The organism is Hydrogenophaga sp. (assembly GCF_022844385.1).
In the GTDB taxonomy this organism is placed as follows: Bacteria; Pseudomonadota; Gammaproteobacteria; order Burkholderiales; family Burkholderiaceae_C; genus Hydrogenophaga.
In genome coordinates this window covers 12,133-27,944 of the sequence record NZ_JALHLX010000001.1, presented here as the reverse complement: position 1 = coordinate 27,944, position 15,812 = coordinate 12,133, and the positions used below count along the sequence as shown (strand labels likewise).

General features: G+C 66.9%; 17 protein-coding genes. 6 read left to right on the top strand and 11 right to left on the bottom strand.

Annotation, left to right across the window (positions count from 1 at the left end):
- Positions 1-12: 12 nt before the first annotated feature.
- Both Q0C59_RS00150 and Q0C59_RS00145 read right to left on the bottom strand, forming a co-directional pair.
- On the bottom strand, positions 13-1,182 hold the full coding sequence (locus Q0C59_RS00150) for a DSD1 family PLP-dependent enzyme (protein WP_291210129.1): 1,170 nt from the start codon (positions 1,180-1,182) through the stop codon (positions 13-15).
- Complete coding sequence (locus Q0C59_RS00145; protein ID WP_291210126.1) at positions 1,175-1,822, bottom strand: histidine phosphatase family protein; 648 nt, start codon at positions 1,820-1,822, stop codon at positions 1,175-1,177. The genes Q0C59_RS00150 and Q0C59_RS00145 overlap by 8 nt, the downstream gene beginning before the upstream one ends.
- A gap of 103 nt (positions 1,823-1,925) precedes the next feature.
- Here Q0C59_RS00145 and Q0C59_RS00140 point away from each other — a divergent pair, with 103 nt between their 5' ends.
- Entirely contained in the window at positions 1,926-4,295 is a 2,370-nt protein-coding gene (locus Q0C59_RS00140; RefSeq protein WP_291210124.1) for a PAS domain-containing sensor histidine kinase, read from the top strand.
- 15 nt (positions 4,296-4,310) lie between these two features.
- Here Q0C59_RS00140 and Q0C59_RS00135 read toward each other — a convergent pair whose 3' ends face one another.
- From Q0C59_RS00135 to Q0C59_RS00120, 4 genes are read right to left on the bottom strand one after another with little or no spacing between them, the layout of a single operon-like run.
- Positions 4,311-5,009: a hypothetical protein gene (locus Q0C59_RS00135; RefSeq protein ID WP_291210121.1), complete on the bottom strand. Its 699-nt coding sequence runs from the start codon at positions 5,007-5,009 to the stop codon at positions 4,311-4,313.
- Between the two features lie 41 nt (positions 5,010-5,050).
- Complete coding sequence (gene ttcA, locus Q0C59_RS00130) at positions 5,051-5,971, bottom strand: tRNA 2-thiocytidine(32) synthetase TtcA (RefSeq protein ID WP_291210118.1); 921 nt, start codon at positions 5,969-5,971, stop codon at positions 5,051-5,053.
- Positions 5,972-5,981: 10 nt separating this feature from the next.
- A complete protein-coding gene (locus Q0C59_RS00125; RefSeq protein ID WP_291210116.1) occupies positions 5,982-6,356 on the bottom strand; it encodes a dihydroneopterin aldolase in 375 nt (124 codons plus the stop codon).
- Positions 6,353-7,162, bottom strand: a complete 810-nt coding sequence (locus Q0C59_RS00120; protein WP_291210114.1) for an SDR family oxidoreductase — start codon at positions 7,160-7,162, stop codon at positions 6,353-6,355. Before Q0C59_RS00120 ends, Q0C59_RS00125 begins: the two co-directional genes overlap by 4 nt.
- 29 nt (positions 7,163-7,191) lie before the next feature.
- On the opposite strand from Q0C59_RS00120, the gene Q0C59_RS00115 reads away from it, so the two are divergent.
- The 5 genes from Q0C59_RS00115 to Q0C59_RS00095 all read left to right on the top strand — a co-directional run bounded on the left by Q0C59_RS00115 (position 7,192) and on the right by Q0C59_RS00095 (position 10,340).
- The gene (locus Q0C59_RS00115; protein WP_291210111.1) at positions 7,192-8,304 is read left to right on the top strand and encodes a class I SAM-dependent methyltransferase; all 1,113 of its coding nucleotides are present in this window, start codon (positions 7,192-7,194) and stop codon (positions 8,302-8,304) included.
- Positions 8,305-8,306: 2 nt separating this feature from the next.
- Entirely contained in the window at positions 8,307-8,501 is a 195-nt protein-coding gene (locus tag Q0C59_RS00110; protein WP_291210108.1) for a DUF2905 domain-containing protein, read from the top strand.
- A 40-nt stretch (positions 8,502-8,541) separates the two neighbouring features.
- Entirely contained in the window at positions 8,542-8,985 is a 444-nt protein-coding gene (trxC, locus tag Q0C59_RS00105) for a thioredoxin TrxC (protein WP_291210104.1), read from the top strand.
- Positions 8,986-9,075: 90 nt separating this feature from the next.
- A complete protein-coding gene (glk, locus tag Q0C59_RS00100) occupies positions 9,076-10,056 on the top strand; it encodes a glucokinase (RefSeq protein ID WP_291210099.1) in 981 nt (326 codons plus the stop codon).
- A 32-nt stretch (positions 10,057-10,088) separates the two neighbouring features.
- The gene (locus tag Q0C59_RS00095; RefSeq protein ID WP_291210097.1) at positions 10,089-10,340 is read left to right on the top strand and encodes a hypothetical protein; all 252 of its coding nucleotides are present in this window, start codon (positions 10,089-10,091) and stop codon (positions 10,338-10,340) included.
- A 16-nt stretch (positions 10,341-10,356) separates the two neighbouring features.
- Here Q0C59_RS00095 and Q0C59_RS00090 read toward each other — a convergent pair whose 3' ends face one another.
- From Q0C59_RS00090 to otsB, 5 genes are all read right to left on the bottom strand, one after another.
- Positions 10,357-10,773 carry a hypothetical protein gene (locus Q0C59_RS00090; protein WP_291210094.1) on the bottom strand — a complete coding sequence of 139 codons (417 nt, stop codon included), beginning with the start codon at positions 10,771-10,773 and terminating at the stop codon, positions 10,357-10,359.
- An 83-nt stretch (positions 10,774-10,856) separates the two neighbouring features.
- A complete protein-coding gene (locus Q0C59_RS00085; protein WP_291210091.1) occupies positions 10,857-11,762 on the bottom strand; it encodes a mechanosensitive ion channel family protein in 906 nt (301 codons plus the stop codon).
- 72 nt (positions 11,763-11,834) lie between these two features.
- Entirely contained in the window at positions 11,835-13,217 is a 1,383-nt protein-coding gene (gene otsA, locus Q0C59_RS00080) for an alpha,alpha-trehalose-phosphate synthase (UDP-forming) (protein WP_291210088.1), read from the bottom strand.
- An 11-nt stretch (positions 13,218-13,228) separates the two neighbouring features.
- The gene (locus Q0C59_RS00075; RefSeq protein WP_291210085.1) at positions 13,229-15,058 is read right to left on the bottom strand and encodes a glycoside hydrolase family 15 protein; all 1,830 of its coding nucleotides are present in this window, start codon (positions 15,056-15,058) and stop codon (positions 13,229-13,231) included.
- A complete protein-coding gene (otsB, locus tag Q0C59_RS00070; protein WP_291210082.1) occupies positions 15,055-15,795 on the bottom strand; it encodes a trehalose-phosphatase in 741 nt (246 codons plus the stop codon). The genes Q0C59_RS00075 and otsB overlap by 4 nt, the downstream gene beginning before the upstream one ends.
- Positions 15,796-15,812 lie beyond the last annotated feature (17 nt).

Below are 15,812 nucleotides of genomic sequence, written 5' to 3'. Positions count from 1 at the left end.
GTCAGGGCTGCTTCAGCCCAGGCAACCGCGTGTGTCCACCCGGATCACGCGCTCCACCACCCCGGCCGCCAGGCCGCCTCGCACACCGACCATGAAGTCGTGGAGGTTGACGGTGGGGTCGCAATGGCCCGGTACCAGCCAGACCACCTCGCCCAGCTCGGGCAGTGGATGTCCACCTTGGGCGCGCAACACGCCGTGTTCGTCGCCACCGCTGGCGTAGCTCAGACCGGAGGGGAACCACACGCTGGGCATGCCGCTGTCGATGGCATGGCTTTTGTGGCCTGCGTCGCACACCGCGTGCGCCGCGTTGAGGCTCATCACCTGGCATTTCACGAACAGCGCGTGTTCGAACACCGGCGCCAGTGGCGTGGCTTCGTTGCCCGCGTAGTCGGCGTCCATGAAGAGGTAGGAGCCGACTTGCAACTCGCCCCACACACCGCTGCCGGCCTCCAGCAAAAAGGTGCCTGTGCCTGCGCCCGTGACCAGGGGCACGTGGAAGCCTGCGGTCTTCAAGGCATCTCGGGTGGCTTCTACGGCGTTGGTGGCCGCGGCCATGGCCTCGGCGCGCCCGGCGGCCGTGCGGTGGTGTTGCGCGCCACCGTGGTAGGCCTGCAGCCCGGCGAAGCGAAGCACGGGGTGGGCTGAGATCGCCTGCACCAGCGCCACCGCCGGGGCACCCGGCGCCACGCCGCAGCGACCGTGCCCCACATCGATCTCCACCAGCACGTCCAGGCTGGCGGGCGTGTCCACTCCGGCGGTTTGCAAGGCTTGCGCCAGGCGCGTCACGCCCAGGAGGCTGTCAACCGCGATGGAAAATTTCGTCGGCAGGTCACGCACGGCTTGCGCCAGTCGCAGCAGCTTGGCCGGGGCGATCACCTCGTTGCTGATGTAGATGTCGCGCACGCCGGCGTGGGCCAATGCCAGCGCTTCGTCGGTCTTTTGCACACACACGCCCACGGCACCGTGGCTCATTTGCAGTCGCGCGAGTTCGGCGCTCTTGTGCATCTTGGCGTGCGGGCGCAGGCGTACACCGTGTTCGCTGGCGAAGGCTGCCATGCGCGCCAGGTTGCGCTCCATCGCGTCGAGGTCGATCACCAGCAAAGGGGTGTCGATCGTGTCCACGCCATGGCCGATGCAGGCCTGCGCCCGTTGCCAGCGTGCTGTGATTGCCGTGTCATGCATGGCGTTCGTCCAGTGCAGTCACCGGTCGTTTGTGCAGGTGGCTGGTGTCTGCCCAGCCCACCAGGCTCAGGCCTTCGGGCGACCACAGCAGGCGGTTGATGGCGGTGTTGGTCAGCTCCCAGCTGCGCGGCGCCTGCAGGTCCAGGCGCGTGGCAGCGCGGTAGAGGATGTCGAGCACGCCGCCGTGCGCGACGACCAGGATTTGTTCGCCCGGGTGTCGCGCCGCGAGTTCCTCCACCGCAGGCACCACACGCGCTTCAAGCTGCAGCAGGGACTCCCCCCCGGGTGGTGCGAAGTCGGGCACCCGTTTGCGCCAGGCCAGTGATTCCTCGGGAAAACGCTGCTCCAGCTCGGTCCAGGTGTGACCCTCGAAGCGGCCGAAGCAGCGCTCGCGCAAGCCCGGGTGGGTGGTCACGGCGTGGCCTCGGGTGCGGGCCACGGCCTGCGCGGTCTCATGGGCCCGCAGCAGGTCGCTGGCGTAGACGGCGGCGATGGGTTCGTCGCGCAGCGCTTCGGCCAGTTGGGCCGCCTGCCAGCGACCGTGGTCGTTGAGTTCAATGTCGGTGTGGCCCTGGATGCGGGTGTCGCGGTTCCAGGCGGTTTCGCCATGGCGAATGGCGAGGATGCGGGTGAGTTGCAAAACAGATCCTTGGACACTGACGGGAAGAAGCCACTGTACCGGCAGGCCCGCAGCCACGGTGTGAAACGCCAGAAAAACCAGGGATTGCGACACAATCGGGCGCATGACGCCGACACGTTCTCCGTCCGACGGAGACTTCTCTTCCCTCTTCAACTTCCTTCCCATCGGGGCCTACCGCAGCCTGCCCGACGGGCAGATGCTGCGCGCCAATCAGGCTTTGGTGCGCCTCAATGGCTATGAAGATGAAGCGCAGCTTCTCCTGGGTGTGAAGGATGTTGCCACCGAGTGGTACGTGCAGCCAGGGCGCCGTGCGGAGTTTGTGGCGATGTTGCAGCGCGATGGCTTTGTGAAGGGATTCATTTCTGAAATCTGGCGGCACAAGACACGTGAACGGGTGTGGATCAGCGAAAACGCCCACTCGGTGAGCGACCCGCTGGGACAGGTGCTGTTCTACGAAGGCACGGTTGAAGACATCACCGAACGCATCCAGGTACAGCAAGCCTTGCGAACCAGCCGGGAACAGCTCGAACAGATCACCGACCAGATTCCCGGCATGGTGTTTTCGCTGCACCAGTCACATGACGGCATGCGCCGCTATGACTTTGTGAGCTCCGGGGTGCGCGGCATCTACGAGTTCGAACCCGGAGATTTGCAGCGGGACCCGATGCTGATCACCCGCCATCGCCACCCCGACGATGTGGGACTGCTGGAGGCCGAGTCAGAAGCGGTGAAGCAAGCCCCTGTGAGCCTGTCTGGCGAGTTCCGCATTGTTCTGCCTGACGGGCGCATCAAATGGGTCTACAAACGATCCAGCGCCGTGAATCACGACAGTCAGGGAACCCAGCGTGTGGGCGTGCTGCTTGACATCACCGCGCGCAAGGAGGCCGAGACGGCTCTGCATGCCAGCGAAACGCTCTGGAAACTGGCGCTGGAGAGTGCCGGTGACGGTGTGTGGGACTGGAACATTTGCACGGGCGAGGAGTTTTTCTCCAACAGCATCAGGGCCATGTTCGGCTACGCCGAAGACGACATCGCCAACCTCTCGGCCGAGCTTGATGCCCGCACCCACCCCGATGATGTGCAGCAGATGCAGCTGGATCGGCAGGCCCATTTCGACGGGCTGGTGCCGGTCTACCGCAACGAACACCGCATCCGTTGCAAGGACGGGAGCTGGAAGTGGGTGTTGTCGCGCGGGGTGGTGATCGCACGGGACGACAAGGGCCAGCCCCTGCGCATGGTGGGCACGCACACCGACATCACCGAACTCAAGGAAGCCGAAGCCCAGCAGCACACGCTCGAAGTGCAGTTGCGCGAGTCGCAGAAGATGGAAGCCATCGGCACGCTGGCCGGCGGTGTGGCGCACGATTTCAACAACCTGCTCGCCGCCATCCTGGGCAACCTGGTGCTGGCGCGCGAAGATGTGGGCGAACACCACCCGGCTCAGGAAAGCCTGGCGGAGATCAACCGCGCTGCCATTCGCGCGCGCCAGCTGGTCCAGCAGATCCTGACCTTCAGCCGCCGCCAGACCCAGGAGATGCAGCGCCAGCCGCTCAAGCCACTGGTTGAAGAAGCCCTGGGCCTCATGCGTTCGCTGTTGCCCGCTGGGTTGAAGCTGGTCACGCGCCTGCCGTCCTCAAGCCTGCAGGTGCTGGCGGATGCGACGCAGATGCAGCAGGTGCTGATGAACCTGTGCACCAACGCCTGGCAATCGATGGAGGGCCGTTCCGGTGACATCACGGTGGCGCTGCGCGATGTGCGACTGGATGCTTCTCAGGCCCTGCAACTGGGTGGTCTGGCCAGCGGTGCCTATGCCTGCTTGAGCGTGGCCGACAACGGCCCGGGCATGGATGCCGAGACACAGCGGCGCATCTTTGAGCCTTTCTTCACCACCAAGGCGCCTGGCACCGGCACGGGTCTGGGCCTGGCGGTGGTGCATGGCATCGTCAAGGCGCACCGCGGCGCGATCGACCTGCATTCCCGACCCGGTGAGGGCACACGTTTTGATGTGTACCTGCCGCTGGCGGCGGAGGGCGCCGCGGGTGAGGCATTGTCAGCCGCGTCACCGACCTTGCCAGCGATCGCCAAGTCCGCTCCGGCGGGCAAACACGTGATCTACATCGACGACTACGAAGCCCTGGTGTTTCTCGTGGGGCGCCTGCTGCGCAAGCACGGCCACGAGGCCACGACCTTCGAGTCGGGCGAGGCCGCACTCGAATGGATGCACACCCATCCCGAGGTGCCTGTCGATCTGGTGGTGAGCGACCACAACATGCCCGGTCTCTCAGGCGTGGAAACGGCCATCGAAATCCGCCGCCTGCGCCCCGGGCTGAAGATCGCCATCATCTCCGGCCACGTGAACGACCAGCTGCTCACCGACGCTGCCGCGGCCGGCGTGAGCGAGGTGATGGGCAAGCAGGACAGCATGGATGCGCTGGGCGAAGCCATCCGCGACTTGCTGGTCCGCGCCGTCTGACCGGGCGGCTTTCGGTCAGCGTGGCACTTCGATGTTGACCTGCCGCAGCCCCGCGGGTGGCGCCGGGAAGTTGCTCAAGGCGGCATCCAGCATGGCGCTCCACAAGGGGTTGGAGCTGTTCCAGCGGCCATCGTGCGCCGCCCGGGTCTCGTACACCACCCGCCCGCTGGCTGCGTGGCGGATGACCAGCGATACCTCCCGTTTGTAGTAGGGCGTGTCCATGCGCAGGAAGAGCGGTGCGTAAATGATCTGGCCGGTCCCGGTCACTACGTAGTCGCGCCCCGGAAAGCCGAAGCCCGGCCCGAAGCCGCCGCCCCAGTACCCGTCGAAGGGGCTTTCCCAGGGCGCGCGGGGCAGGCGCAACGTGCCCGCGCTCACCTCCACCGCCCATGGTGCCGTCACGCCTGCGGCGGCGGTTGTCCAGCCCACCTTGGCCAGGGCAATGGACGCCAGCTTTTCCAGCTCGTCCTGGCCTGCGCCCGAGCGGCTGTCCTGCTGTGAGGGCAAGCGGTCGAAGCGGTAGACCTGGGGCGCCTGGGGAATGGGATTGGCCGCGCCGGTGGGTGTGGGCCGGTCGGCCCAGCGCGCGTAGCTCTGCACCTGGTTGTCCACCAGGAACACGCTGGCACAGCCGCTGAGCGCGAGCAGCGCGCCCGCAGCAATCGTCATCCTGAGCAGGCTGGTCCAAGGACGATGGGAAGTCGGGATGGTCATGAAGTCTCCTGGGAGAGCGGCACGCCCCGGGCCCAATGCCCTCAGTGTGCTGTGGAAATGGATATGACCGTGCGCGCGCTGCTTGCGTTCCCGGCGGTGTCGCTTTCTTCCGGCGACGGTGGGGCCACTACCGGCAAGGGCTCGTCGTCAAAGGCCTTGTCTCCGTCCTCGCTCGCCTCGCCGGTGGCGCGGATGGTCTGGAACGGAAACAGCGAGCGGTCCATCAAGTGGCTGGGCACGATGTTCTGCAGGGCCGAGAACATGTTTTCCACGCGGCCCGGAAAACGTTTCTCCCAGTCCTTGAGCATCAGGCCCACCTGCTTGCGCTGCAGGTTTTCCTGGCTGCCGCACAAGGTGCACGGGATGATGGGGAACTCGCGCACCTCTGCCCAGCGGGTGAGGTCCTTCTCGGCCACGTAGGCCATGGGGCGGATCACCACATGCTGCCCGTCGTCGCTCACCAGCTTGGGCGGCATGCCTTTGAGCTTGGCGCCGAAGAACATGTTGAGCAGCAGCGTCTGCAGGATGTCGTCGCGGTGGTGGCCCAGGGCGATCTTGGTGGCGCCCAGTTCGCTGGCTACCCGGTACAGGATGCCCCGGCGCAGCCGCGAGCACAGGCTGCACATGGTCTTGCCTTCGGGGATCACGCGCTTGACGATGGAATAGGTGTCCTGGTTCTCGATGTGGAACTTCACACCGAGTTTGGTGAGGTAGGCCGGCAGGATGTCGGCCGGAAATCCCGGCTGTTTCTGGTCGAGGTTGACCACGATCATCTCGAAGCTGATGGGTGCGCGCGCCTGCAGCTTCTGCAGGATGTCGAGCATGGCGTAGCTGTCTTTGCCGCCGGAGAGGCAGACCATCACGCGGTCGCCTTCCTCGATCATGTTGTAGTCCACGATCGCGCGGCCGACCTCGCGGCACAGGCGCTTCTCGAGTTTGTGGTTTTCGTGTTCGGTGTTCATGTCGGTGTCCTCACCACTGTCCGCTTTCCATGCGGATCGCGACTTCGCAGTCGTCAAAAATTTCCAGCTTTGCGATCTTCACGCGCACGCCGATCACGCCGGGCATCTGCATCAGGCGGCGCGTGAGTTTGCCGATCAGGCTTTCCAGCAGGTTCACGTGTTCGGCTGTGCACTCGTCGATGATGATCTGGCGCACCTTGCGGTAGTCGAGCACGTGGCCGATGTCGTCGTCGTGAGGCAGCAGCGGCTGCGTGCCCTGGTTGAGCTCGGCGTCCACCTGGATCGGCTGGGGCGCCGACTTCTCGTGGTCGAGGATGCCCAGGTTGGCGTTGAAGCGCAGTCCGGTGAGCGCGAGGATCTGGGTGCCGGCGTAGGTGGCGGTCATGGGCGTGGGTCCGGTGTCATGAGCGAAAAATCGCGCTCGAAGCGCATGAGGTGCTGACCGCCGTCCACCAGCAGCGTGGTGCCGGTGATGGACTGGTTGTTCAGCGCAAAGGCCACGGTGGCGGCCACGTCTTCAGGTGTGGAGGAGCGGCCCAGCGGCGACTGCTTGTGCAGGGCAGCAAACTGCTCGTCACTCAGCATGTGGCTGGTGAGCGTGAGCCCGGGCGCCACGCCCACCACGCGCACGCGCGGGGCCAGGGCCAGCGCCAGCATGGTGTTGGCGGCTTCCAGCGCGGCCTTGGAGAGCGTGTAGCTGAAAAAGTCCGGGTTCATGTTCCAGAGCTTCTGGTCGAGCAGGTTGACCACAGCACCGCGTGCGTCACGCTCGCCCAGGTGCTCGTGCAGGGCCTGGGCCAGCAGCACCGCCGCGCCGGTGTTGGCGCGCAGGTGGGTTTCCATGGCGGCGAAGCCAAAGCTCTCGGCGCTGTCGTTCTCGAACGTCGAGGCGCTGTTGACCACCGCGTCGATTTGCCCGAAGTGCGTCACCACGGCCGGCAGCAGCGCGCGAACGCTGGCCTCATCGGCCAGATCGGCGAAGAAGGAGGCGGCACTGCCGGGACGGCCGGTGAGGGCGTTGCAATCGGCGGCGGTTTGCTGCGCGTCGGCGACCGAGTGGCGGTGGTGCACCGCCACGTTCCAGCCGGTGCGCGCCAGCGTGAGCGCGATCTCGCGCCCCAGGCGCTTGCCGGCGCCGGTCACCAGCACGGTGCGTGGCGCCTCAGGGGCGGTGGAGTCAGGGGAGGGCATTGGGCGACAATCCGGGGGTGCAGACCCCCATGGCAACAGAACCGACGAGTTTAACGAGCGACCTCCTTCACCGGGTGGTCGGGGCCATCGCACAGGCCGGGGGGTGGTTGCCGTTTGACCGCTTCATGGCCATGGCCTTGTACGAGCCCGGCCTGGGCTACTACGCCAACGCTTCAGCCAAGTTCGGCCACACCCCCGAAGGCGGCAGCGACTTCGTGACCGCGCCCGAGCTCACCCCGCTCTTTGGCCGCACGATCGCCCGCCAGGTGGCCCAGGCGCTGGACGCCACCGGCACCGACGAGGTCTGGGAGTTCGGGGCCGGCACCGGCGCACTCGCCTTGCAGGTCATCGAAGCCCTGGCCGACCAGGGCAGAGCGCTGCGCCGCTACACCATCGTCGACCTCTCGGGCAGCCTGCGCGAGCGCCAGCGCGCCACGCTGGCGGCGCACGCGGATGTGGTTCGCTGGGTGGACGCGCTGCCCGAACACATGGACGGTGTGGTGCTGGGCAACGAGGTGTTGGACGCGATGCCGGTGCAGCTGCTGGCGAGAGCCAACGGCGCATGGTTTGAACGCGGCGTGGCCTGGCACGAAGACCAATTGGTCGGGGCCGACCGACCCACCGATCTGCGCCCGCCGCTGGACGTGCCCGGCGAACACGACTACCTGACCGAGATCCATCCGCAGGCCGAGGCCTTCGTGCGCACCCTGGCCGACCGGCTGCAACGCGGCGCGGCGTTTTTTCTCGACTACGGATTCCCCGAAGCCGAGTACTTCCACCCGCAGCGCCACATGGGCACGCTGATCTGCCACCGCGCGCACCGGAGCGACAGCAACCCGCTGGTCGATGTGGGGCAGAAGGACATCACCGCGCACGTGAATTTCACCGGTATCGCCTTGGCCGCGCAGGACGCTGGCATGGCGGTGCTGGGCTACACCAGCCAGGGCCGCTTTCTGCTCAATGCTGGCCTGCTCACGCTGGCCCAGGCCGCCGACGCACGGCAGAACGCGATGATGCAGAAGCTGCTCAACGAACACGAGATGGGTGAGCTGTTCAAGGTGATCGCGCTGGCGCCGTCTGCCAGTGCCGATGGCTGGACTCCGTTGGGTTTCAGCGCGGGCGACCGCACACACAGGCTCTGACCATGATCCGCTGGATGATCGTCATCTTCCTGGCCCTGCTGCTCATCAGCTGGTTCACGCCCATGCTGCGCCGCCTGGGCTTTGGCCGGCTGCCGGGTGACGTGCGCTTCAAGGCCTTCGGGCGCGACTGGAACCTTCCGTTCGCCACCACCGTTGTGCTGAGCATGCTGGCCAGCTTGCTGAGCTACCTGCTCTGAGGCGCTTGCATTTGGCGGGCTGGGCACCATCTGTTCTGCCATGAGCACCGAAGCCCTGCACATCGTCTGTCCCCACTGCCACACCACCAACCGCGTGGCGCAAGCCAGCCTCGCGCAGGCGCCCGACTGCGGCAAATGCCACCAGCCGCTGTTCACCGGCCACCCGGTGGCGCTGGACGAGGCGGCGTTCGACAAACACATCGCCCGCTCGCAGATACCGGTGCTGGTGGACTTCTGGGCGCCGTGGTGCGGCCCGTGCCGCGCCATGGCGCCGCAGTTCGAGGCCGCCGCGCGCGAACTCGAACCCCACATGCGCCTGGCCAAGGTGAATACCGAAGAGGCGCAGGCGCTGGGCGCGCGGCTGCAGATCCGCAGCATTCCCACGCTGGCGCTGTTCGTCGGCGGGCGCGAGGTGGCGCGCCAGCCGGGCGCCATGGGTGCGGCCGACATCGTGCGCTGGGCGCGCGCGCAGCGCCCGGGTTGAACCCGGTGTGCGAGCCCGAGGTGCCGGGCTATCATCCGCCGCTTTGCGCCACCTGCCTTCAGCTCGGTGCACCCAAGGAGGTCCGTCGCCATGTCCCCTGACGTTTCCGAGACCGGCCGACTGCTGGCCGATGTGGGCGGCACCAATGCCCGTTTTGCGTGGCAGGCCCATGACGGCGCCCCCGTGAGCGACGTGCAGGTGCTTCCCGTCGCCGACCACCCCACGCTGCAGGCCGCCATGCACGCCTACCTGGCGGGCCTGGGCCGTGGCCGGCCGGCCCTGGCGGCCATCGCCATCGCCAACCCGATCACGGGCGACCAGATCCGCATGACCAATCACCACTGGGCGTTTTCGCAGGCCGCGGTCAAAGCCGAGTTCGGCCTGTCCCACCTGCGCCTGCTCAATGACTTCACCGCACTCGCGCTGGCCCTGCCCGATCTGCCGGCCAATGAGCTGCGGCAGGTGGGTGGTGGTGCCGGTGAACCCGACAAGGCCAAGGCCCTGCTCGGTGCAGGCACGGGTCTGGGCGTGTCGGGTCTGGTGCCCAATGGTGCGGGCGGCTGGGTACCGCTGGAAGGTGAGGGTGGTCACGTGACGCTGCCGGCGGTGAGCGCACGCGAGCGGCTGGTGATGGACGGCCTCACCCGGCTGCATGGCCGTGCCTCGGCCGAGCGGCTGTGCAGTGGGCAGGGACTGGTCGATGCGTTCACGCTGCTCTGCGAGGCCGACGGCGTGGCCTTGAGCGGGCTGAGCACGGCGGCTGCCGTGACCGACGCGGCCTTGAAGGCCCGCCAGCCGCAGGCACTCGAAGCCCTCAACATGCTGTGCGCCGTGCTCGGCTCGGTGGCGGGCAACCTGGCGCTCACGCTGGGTGCGCGCGGTGGCGTGTACATCGGCGGCGGCATCGTGCCACGGCTGGGCAGCTGGTTTGACACTTCGCCGTTTCGCCAGCGCTTCGAGGCCAAGGGCCGCTTCCAGACCTACCTGAAAGACATCCCCGTGTGGGTGATCACTTCAGCGCAATCGCCTGCCTTGCTGGGCGCTGCCCGGGCACTGTCGGGTCTGCGCTAAGCTGCCGTTCATTTCTCATTCAGGAGCCCACCATGAGCCAGCCTGGCCTTCGCATTGCCCTTGTGTTCAACCCCGAAGACCAGACCTGGATGCGCCGCACCTCGCTGGCCGTGCCCGACTTCTGGCGCGACCACGGCGTGGCGCCGGTGCCGGGTGACGTGTTCCGCCTGGGTGGTCGCCAGTTCACCGTGCAGGGCCGATTGTGGGAACTCGACGGCGAAGGCACCGTGCTGCGTGTGTTTGTGGGCAGCGCCCACGCCGAGAGCGACTCGGTGTTCGGCTGAAGATGCGCGGGACGTTTCAGTCGTCCTGCAGGTTCCACCGAAAGCCGCAGCGTTTGCAGCACACCGGCACCAGCCGCTGGGCCGCGAGGCGCCGGTCCTCCACCTCCTGCAGCTTGAGCAGCCCATAGGCCTGGCACTGGGCGCAGTTGGCCTGGTTCGCCATTTCTTCCGCGTGCATCAGCAGGTAGATGTAGCGGCGCATGGCCCACAGCGCGATGGCCCCGCTTACCACCACAAAGGCCGTGTTCATGAACTTTTCGCTGGTGCTGGCGCCGCGAAACGCCTCGAAGCTGGCCATCATGGCCACCGCCGAGATCAGCGCCAGGGCCATGTGCGCATGGCTGGACAACAGCTCGCGCTCGTACCACTTGCGAAAACCCACCCGCTGGATGCCGTCGGCCAGAGAGCGGTTGAGGGGGTTGCGAGCGGTCATGGTGGGCTCCAGATCGCCGCATGGTGGCACAGCGCAGCCGGCCCTGCCCGCGGGTCGGGCAATCGCTGCCCGGCGCCCTGGTGTCAGTCGGTGGCGAGCTGCTGCAGGGGAAAGGCCGGCGCCTTGCCCTGGCGGTCCTGGCCGGCGTACACCGTCATGTGCGGGTAGGGGATCTCGATGCCGTGCTCGTCAAACGCGGCTTTGAGCCGGCGCAGGTACTCGCGCTTGACGCCCCACTGTTCCAGCGGCAAGGTGCGGAAGCGGCAGCGGATGATCACCGCCGAATCCGCCCAGCTGTCCACCCCGGCGATTTCCAGCTCGGCCATGATCTTCAACTGGAAGTTCGGGTCCTTCTGCAAGTCAGACGCCACCTGGCGCATCACCGCCATCACCTCGTCCACGTTCTCGCGGTAGGCCACGCCGATGTCCATCACCGCGTTGCTGAAGCCGCGCGTCATGTTGATCACGGTGCTGATGTGGCCGTTGGGCACGTAGTGCACGTTGCCGTCGTAGTCACGCAGCTGCACGTAGCGCAGGGTCACCACCTCCACCATGCCGGCGTGGTCGCCGAGCTTGACCACGTCGCCCTGGCGGATCTGGTTTTCCAGCAGGATGAAAAAGCCGGTGAAGAAATCCTTGACCAGGCTTTGTGCGCCAAAGCCGATGGCCAGACCCACCACGCCGGCTGCGCCCAGGATGGGCGCCACCGACACGCCGAGCTCGGCCAGCACCAGCATGATGGCAATCAGGCTCACGACCACCGATGCGAGGTAGCGGAACACGCGTCCCAGGGTTTCGGCGCGCTTGGCCGATTCGCGGTCGTCCATGCGGCTGGCGATGCGTTCGCGCAAGGTGCGGATGGCGCGCTGCAAGACCGCAACCAGCACCCAGGCGGCGACGATGATGAGGGTGACCCGCAAGAGCGTGGTGGCCGCACCCCCCAGGCTGATCCACCAGCGGGAGGCAATTTCAATCAGGTTGTCGTTCATGGGGTCCTCCGGCAAAAGTGAAATGGGCAAAGCTCGCGCCGGCCTGATGGCCCGCGCGAGCAGGTGGGGGGATTACGGAGCGGGGACGGCCGCGAGCGCGTCCAGGAAGCGCTTGCGCCACCAGTGCACGTCGTGCGCGCGGATGCCGCCCAGCAGCGCCTGGTGGCGGCGCTGGCGTTCTTCCAGCGGCATTTGCAAGGCGCGTTGAATCGTCTCTGCCGTGCGCGTGGTGTCGTACGGATTCACCAGCAAGGCCTCGTGCATCTGCTCGGCCGCGCCGGCAAATCGCGAGAGCACCAGCACGCCGGGGTCGTCCGGGTCCTGGGCAGCGACAAACTCCTTGGCCACCAGGTTCATGCCGTCGCGCAGCGGCGTGACGAGTGCGACGCTGGCTGCGCGGTACAGGCCTGGCAGGCGCTTGCGCGCCACGTTGCGGTGGATGTAGCGCACCGGCATCCAGTCGAGTTCACCGAAGTTGCCGTTGATGGCGCCGCACAGGCTCTCCAGCTCCTGCCTCAAGGCGGCGTAGGCGTCGACCGATTCGCGGCTGGGCGCTGCAATCTGGATCAGCGTGGCGCTGCCCAGGTTTTCCGGATAGGCCTGCAAGAGTTGGCGAAACGCTTTGAGGCGTTGCGGCAGGCCCTTGGAATAGTCCATGCGTTCCACGCCCAGCAGCAGGCGCCGGCGCGAGTATTCGCCGCGGATCTGGGTGTACATCTCCTGCGCTTCAGGGGCTTCGCCGAGCTGGGTGAACTCGTCCACATCGATGCCGATCGGGAAGGCCTGCACCTGCAGGGTTTTGCCGAAGGCGCGGAACTCGTGTTCCCCGAGGATGTCGGCGCCGGTCTCGGTGCCCACGTAGCGCGAGAAGTGGGCCACATCGGCCTCGCTCTGGAATCCGACGAGGTCGTAGGCGAACAACGAGCGCATCAGCCAGTCGTGTTCGGGCACAGCGGCGAGTATCAGCGGCGGCGGCAGGGGAATGTGCAGGAAGAAACCCATGCGCTGCTGGCAACCCATGGCGCGCAGCTCGGCCGCCAGCGGGATCATGTGGTAGTCGTGCACCCAGATGATGTCGTCGGGGCGCAGCAGGCTGGCCAGCTTGTGCGCCATCATCTGGTTCACGCGCCGGTAACCACCGATGTAGCCGGCGTCGAAGTCGGCCAGGTCCAGCCGGTAGTGGAACACCGGCCACAGCACGCCGTTGCTGTAGCCCAGGTAGTAGCTGTCGTGGTCTTCGCGGCTCAGGTCCACGGTGGCCAGCTGCACCTTGCCGGCGGTCTGCAGGTGCAGGTCGCCTTCACCCGGCGTGCCGTCTTCCACGATCTTCCCGCTCCAGCCGAACCACAAGCCGCCGGTGGCTTCGAGCGCCTGACCCACGGCCACGGCGAGTCCACCGGAGGCTGCCTTGCGTGGGTCGGCCACGCGGTTGGAGACGATGACGAGGCGTCCCATGCTTTGCGCCGTCAAATGACGGAATCCCATGGCGCGGAGAGACGCATCGCCGCGTTGATGACGCCCACCATGGAATAGGTTTGCGGGTAGTTGCCCCACATTTCGCCGGTGGTGGCGTGGGTGTCTTCGGAGAGCATGCCCAGCGGGTTGCGCGCGGCCAGCATGGTCTCGAAAATGGCGCGGGCTTCGGCCTTGCGGCCGGTGCGCGCCAGCGCGTCGATGCGCCAGAAGGTGCAGATGTTGAACGCGGTCTCGGGCTTGCCGAAATCATCGGCCGCCTCGTAGCGGCGCATGTAGGGACCGTCGCACAGGTGCTCTTCAAGCGCTGCGAGCGTGGCCACGAAGCGGGGGTCCATCGGGTCGATGAAACCCACCTCCACCATCAGCAGCACGCTGGCGTCCAGATCACGCCCGCCAAAGCTTTCGGCAAACGCCTGCCGCTCTTCACTCCACGATTCGCGCAGGATGCGGTCGCGCATGGCGGCAGCCCGGTCGCCCCAATGCGCTGCGCGGCCGGGCAGGTCGAGCGTGAGGCCGATCTTGGCCAGGCGGTCGCAGGCGGCCCAGCACATCAGCGCCGAGCTGGTGTGCACGCGGGCGCGGGTGCGCAGCTCCCACATGCCGGCGTCGGGTTGGTCGAACACACGAGCGGCCTGTTCGCCCACCGCCTCCAGCCGTTCGAACTCTGCCAGACCCGCCGGGTGCAGCAGGCGCCGGTCGTGGAAAGCCTGCGCGGCGGCGAGCACCACGTTGCCGTACACGTCGTGCTGAAAATGTTCCTGCGCCTGGTTGCCCACGCGCACCGGACCCATGCCGCGGTAGCCCGGCAGCGTCTCGCAGATGCGCTCGGGCAACTCACGTTCCAGGCCAATGCCGTGCAAGGGCTGGATGTGGCCACTGGCATCACCGTCCCTGGCGCCGACCACCACGTTGGACAACCAGCGCAGGTAGTCCTCCAGCGTGCCGACCTCGGCCAGGCTGTTGAGCGCGCGCACCACAAAAAACGCGTCGCGCAGCCAGCAGTAGCGGTAGTCCCAGTTGCGCTGGCTGCCCGGGGCTTCGGGGATGCTGGTGGTCATGGCCGCCACGATGGCGCCGGTGTCTTCGAACAGCGACAGCTTGAGCGTGATGGCCGCACGGATCACGGCGTCCTGCCATTCCAGCGGCAGGGCCAGGCGCTGGCTCCAGCCGCGCCAGTAGGCCAGTGTCTCCTGCTCGAAGTGGCGCGCGGTGTCGCCAATGCCGCCTTCCAGGGTCTCGTCAGGGCCAAACATGAAGTTGAGCTCCCGCGTGAGCAAGAACGGTTCGCGCGCCAGCACGTGGCTGATGGACGCGTCGGTGTGCAGGCGCAGCGTTTGTGCGTCTCCCACGTAGCGGATGTGGTGGCTGCCCGAGGTGATGCGCGGGGCTTGCGCACCCCAGTCGAAGCGCGGTGTGAGCGTCACGCGGATGCGCGGCGCACCTTTGAGCGGGCGCACTCGACGCACCAGCTGCGTGGGCCTGAAATAGCGGCCGCGCGAGAGGAAGCGCGGCGCGAAGTCGGTGATGGCGATGCCCTGGCCCTGGCTGTCCCACAGCTCGGTCACCAGCACGGCGGTGTTGGGCTCGTAGCGCTGAATGGCCTCCACCATGTCTTCGAGTTCGATGGCCCACGAGCCCGCCTCGGCGTCGGCGCCGCCGAGCAGCGCGTGAAACACCGGGTCGCCATCGAAGCGCGGCAGGCAGCTCCAGACCACACGGCCGTGCGGATCGATCAAGGCGCTGAAGGCGCAGTTGCCCACCACGCCGAGCGAGAGCGATGGGGCGGCGGGCGGCGCGAAGCCGTTCGAGGACAGGGTCATGTGTGGATCAAAGGGGTTTGCAGGGCATCTGCGAGCCAGGCGCGCAGGGCTTCGGGGTTGTCGCAGCGGTGACGGGCGCAGCTCGCGCCCGCACCGACCTTGATGCCGGCACCGCCCAGGCGCTGCACCACGGCAAAGCCGGCTTCATCCGTCAAGTCGTCGCCGGCAAACACGGGCGATCGACCAGCGAAGGGTGCTTCGTTCATGAAGGCCTGGATGGCGAGACCCTTGTTCACGCCCACCGACTTCACTTCGATCACGGCCTTGCCGCGCAACAGTTGCAAACCGCTGGCGTTGTCAATGGAGCGCGCCAGCGTCTCCACGCACAACACCTCCAGCGAAGGTGCCAGCCGAAAGTGCAATGCCATGGAGGTTTGTTTGACTTCCAGCAGCAGCCCGTTGTGCCGCGAGACCAGGTGCTGTGCTGCGGCCACCGCACGGTCGAGCCCGGGCGGGCGCAGCGCCGCCGCATCGCCGTGGGCCGAGATGCGCAGGGCGCCGTGCTCGAAGGCAGCCGGCCAGCGCCAGGGGGAGAGCATGGGTTCGATGTCTTCGCGGGCGCGGCCAGTGACCACCGCCAGTGCGCCATTCAACTGCCCGTGCAGCCGATCGAGCAGGCGCGCAAGATCACCGGGCACATCCACCGCATCGGGCCGGGGTGCCAGATCGGCCAGCGTTCCATCGAAGTCCAGGAAGAGTGCTGACCCTTGCGTCAGCAGCTTGGGCAATGTACTCATCAGCCCGCCACCGTAAC

Coding starts and splice junctions, on each gene's coding strand:
- glk (WP_291210099.1), top strand. CDS start 9,076: ATGTCCCCTGACGTTTCCGAGACCGGCCGACTGCTGGCCGATGTGGGC.
- Q0C59_RS00110 (WP_291210108.1), top strand. CDS start 8,307: ATGATCCGCTGGATGATCGTCATCTTCCTGGCCCTGCTGCTCATCAGC.
- Q0C59_RS00125 (WP_291210116.1), bottom strand. CDS start 6,356: ATGACCGCCACCTACGCCGGCACCCAGATCCTCGCGCTCACCGGACTG.
- ttcA (WP_291210118.1), bottom strand. CDS start 5,971: ATGAACACCGAACACGAAAACCACAAACTCGAGAAGCGCCTGTGCCGC.
- Q0C59_RS00095 (WP_291210097.1), top strand. CDS start 10,089: ATGAGCCAGCCTGGCCTTCGCATTGCCCTTGTGTTCAACCCCGAAGAC.
- Q0C59_RS00075 (WP_291210085.1), bottom strand. CDS start 15,058: ATGACCCTGTCCTCGAACGGCTTCGCGCCGCCCGCCGCCCCATCGCTC.
- Q0C59_RS00120 (WP_291210114.1), bottom strand. CDS start 7,162: ATGCCCTCCCCTGACTCCACCGCCCCTGAGGCGCCACGCACCGTGCTG.
- Q0C59_RS00150 (WP_291210129.1), bottom strand. CDS start 1,182: ATGCATGACACGGCAATCACAGCACGCTGGCAACGGGCGCAGGCCTGC.
- Q0C59_RS00140 (WP_291210124.1), top strand. CDS start 1,926: ATGACGCCGACACGTTCTCCGTCCGACGGAGACTTCTCTTCCCTCTTC.
- trxC (WP_291210104.1), top strand. CDS start 8,542: ATGAGCACCGAAGCCCTGCACATCGTCTGTCCCCACTGCCACACCACC.
- Q0C59_RS00085 (WP_291210091.1), bottom strand. CDS start 11,762: ATGAACGACAACCTGATTGAAATTGCCTCCCGCTGGTGGATCAGCCTG.
- Q0C59_RS00115 (WP_291210111.1), top strand. CDS start 7,192: ATGGCAACAGAACCGACGAGTTTAACGAGCGACCTCCTTCACCGGGTG.
- otsA (WP_291210088.1), bottom strand. CDS start 13,217: ATGGGACGCCTCGTCATCGTCTCCAACCGCGTGGCCGACCCACGCAAG.
- Q0C59_RS00090 (WP_291210094.1), bottom strand. CDS start 10,773: ATGACCGCTCGCAACCCCCTCAACCGCTCTCTGGCCGACGGCATCCAG.
- otsB (WP_291210082.1), bottom strand. CDS start 15,795: ATGAGTACATTGCCCAAGCTGCTGACGCAAGGGTCAGCACTCTTCCTG.
- Q0C59_RS00135 (WP_291210121.1), bottom strand. CDS start 5,009: ATGACCATCCCGACTTCCCATCGTCCTTGGACCAGCCTGCTCAGGATG.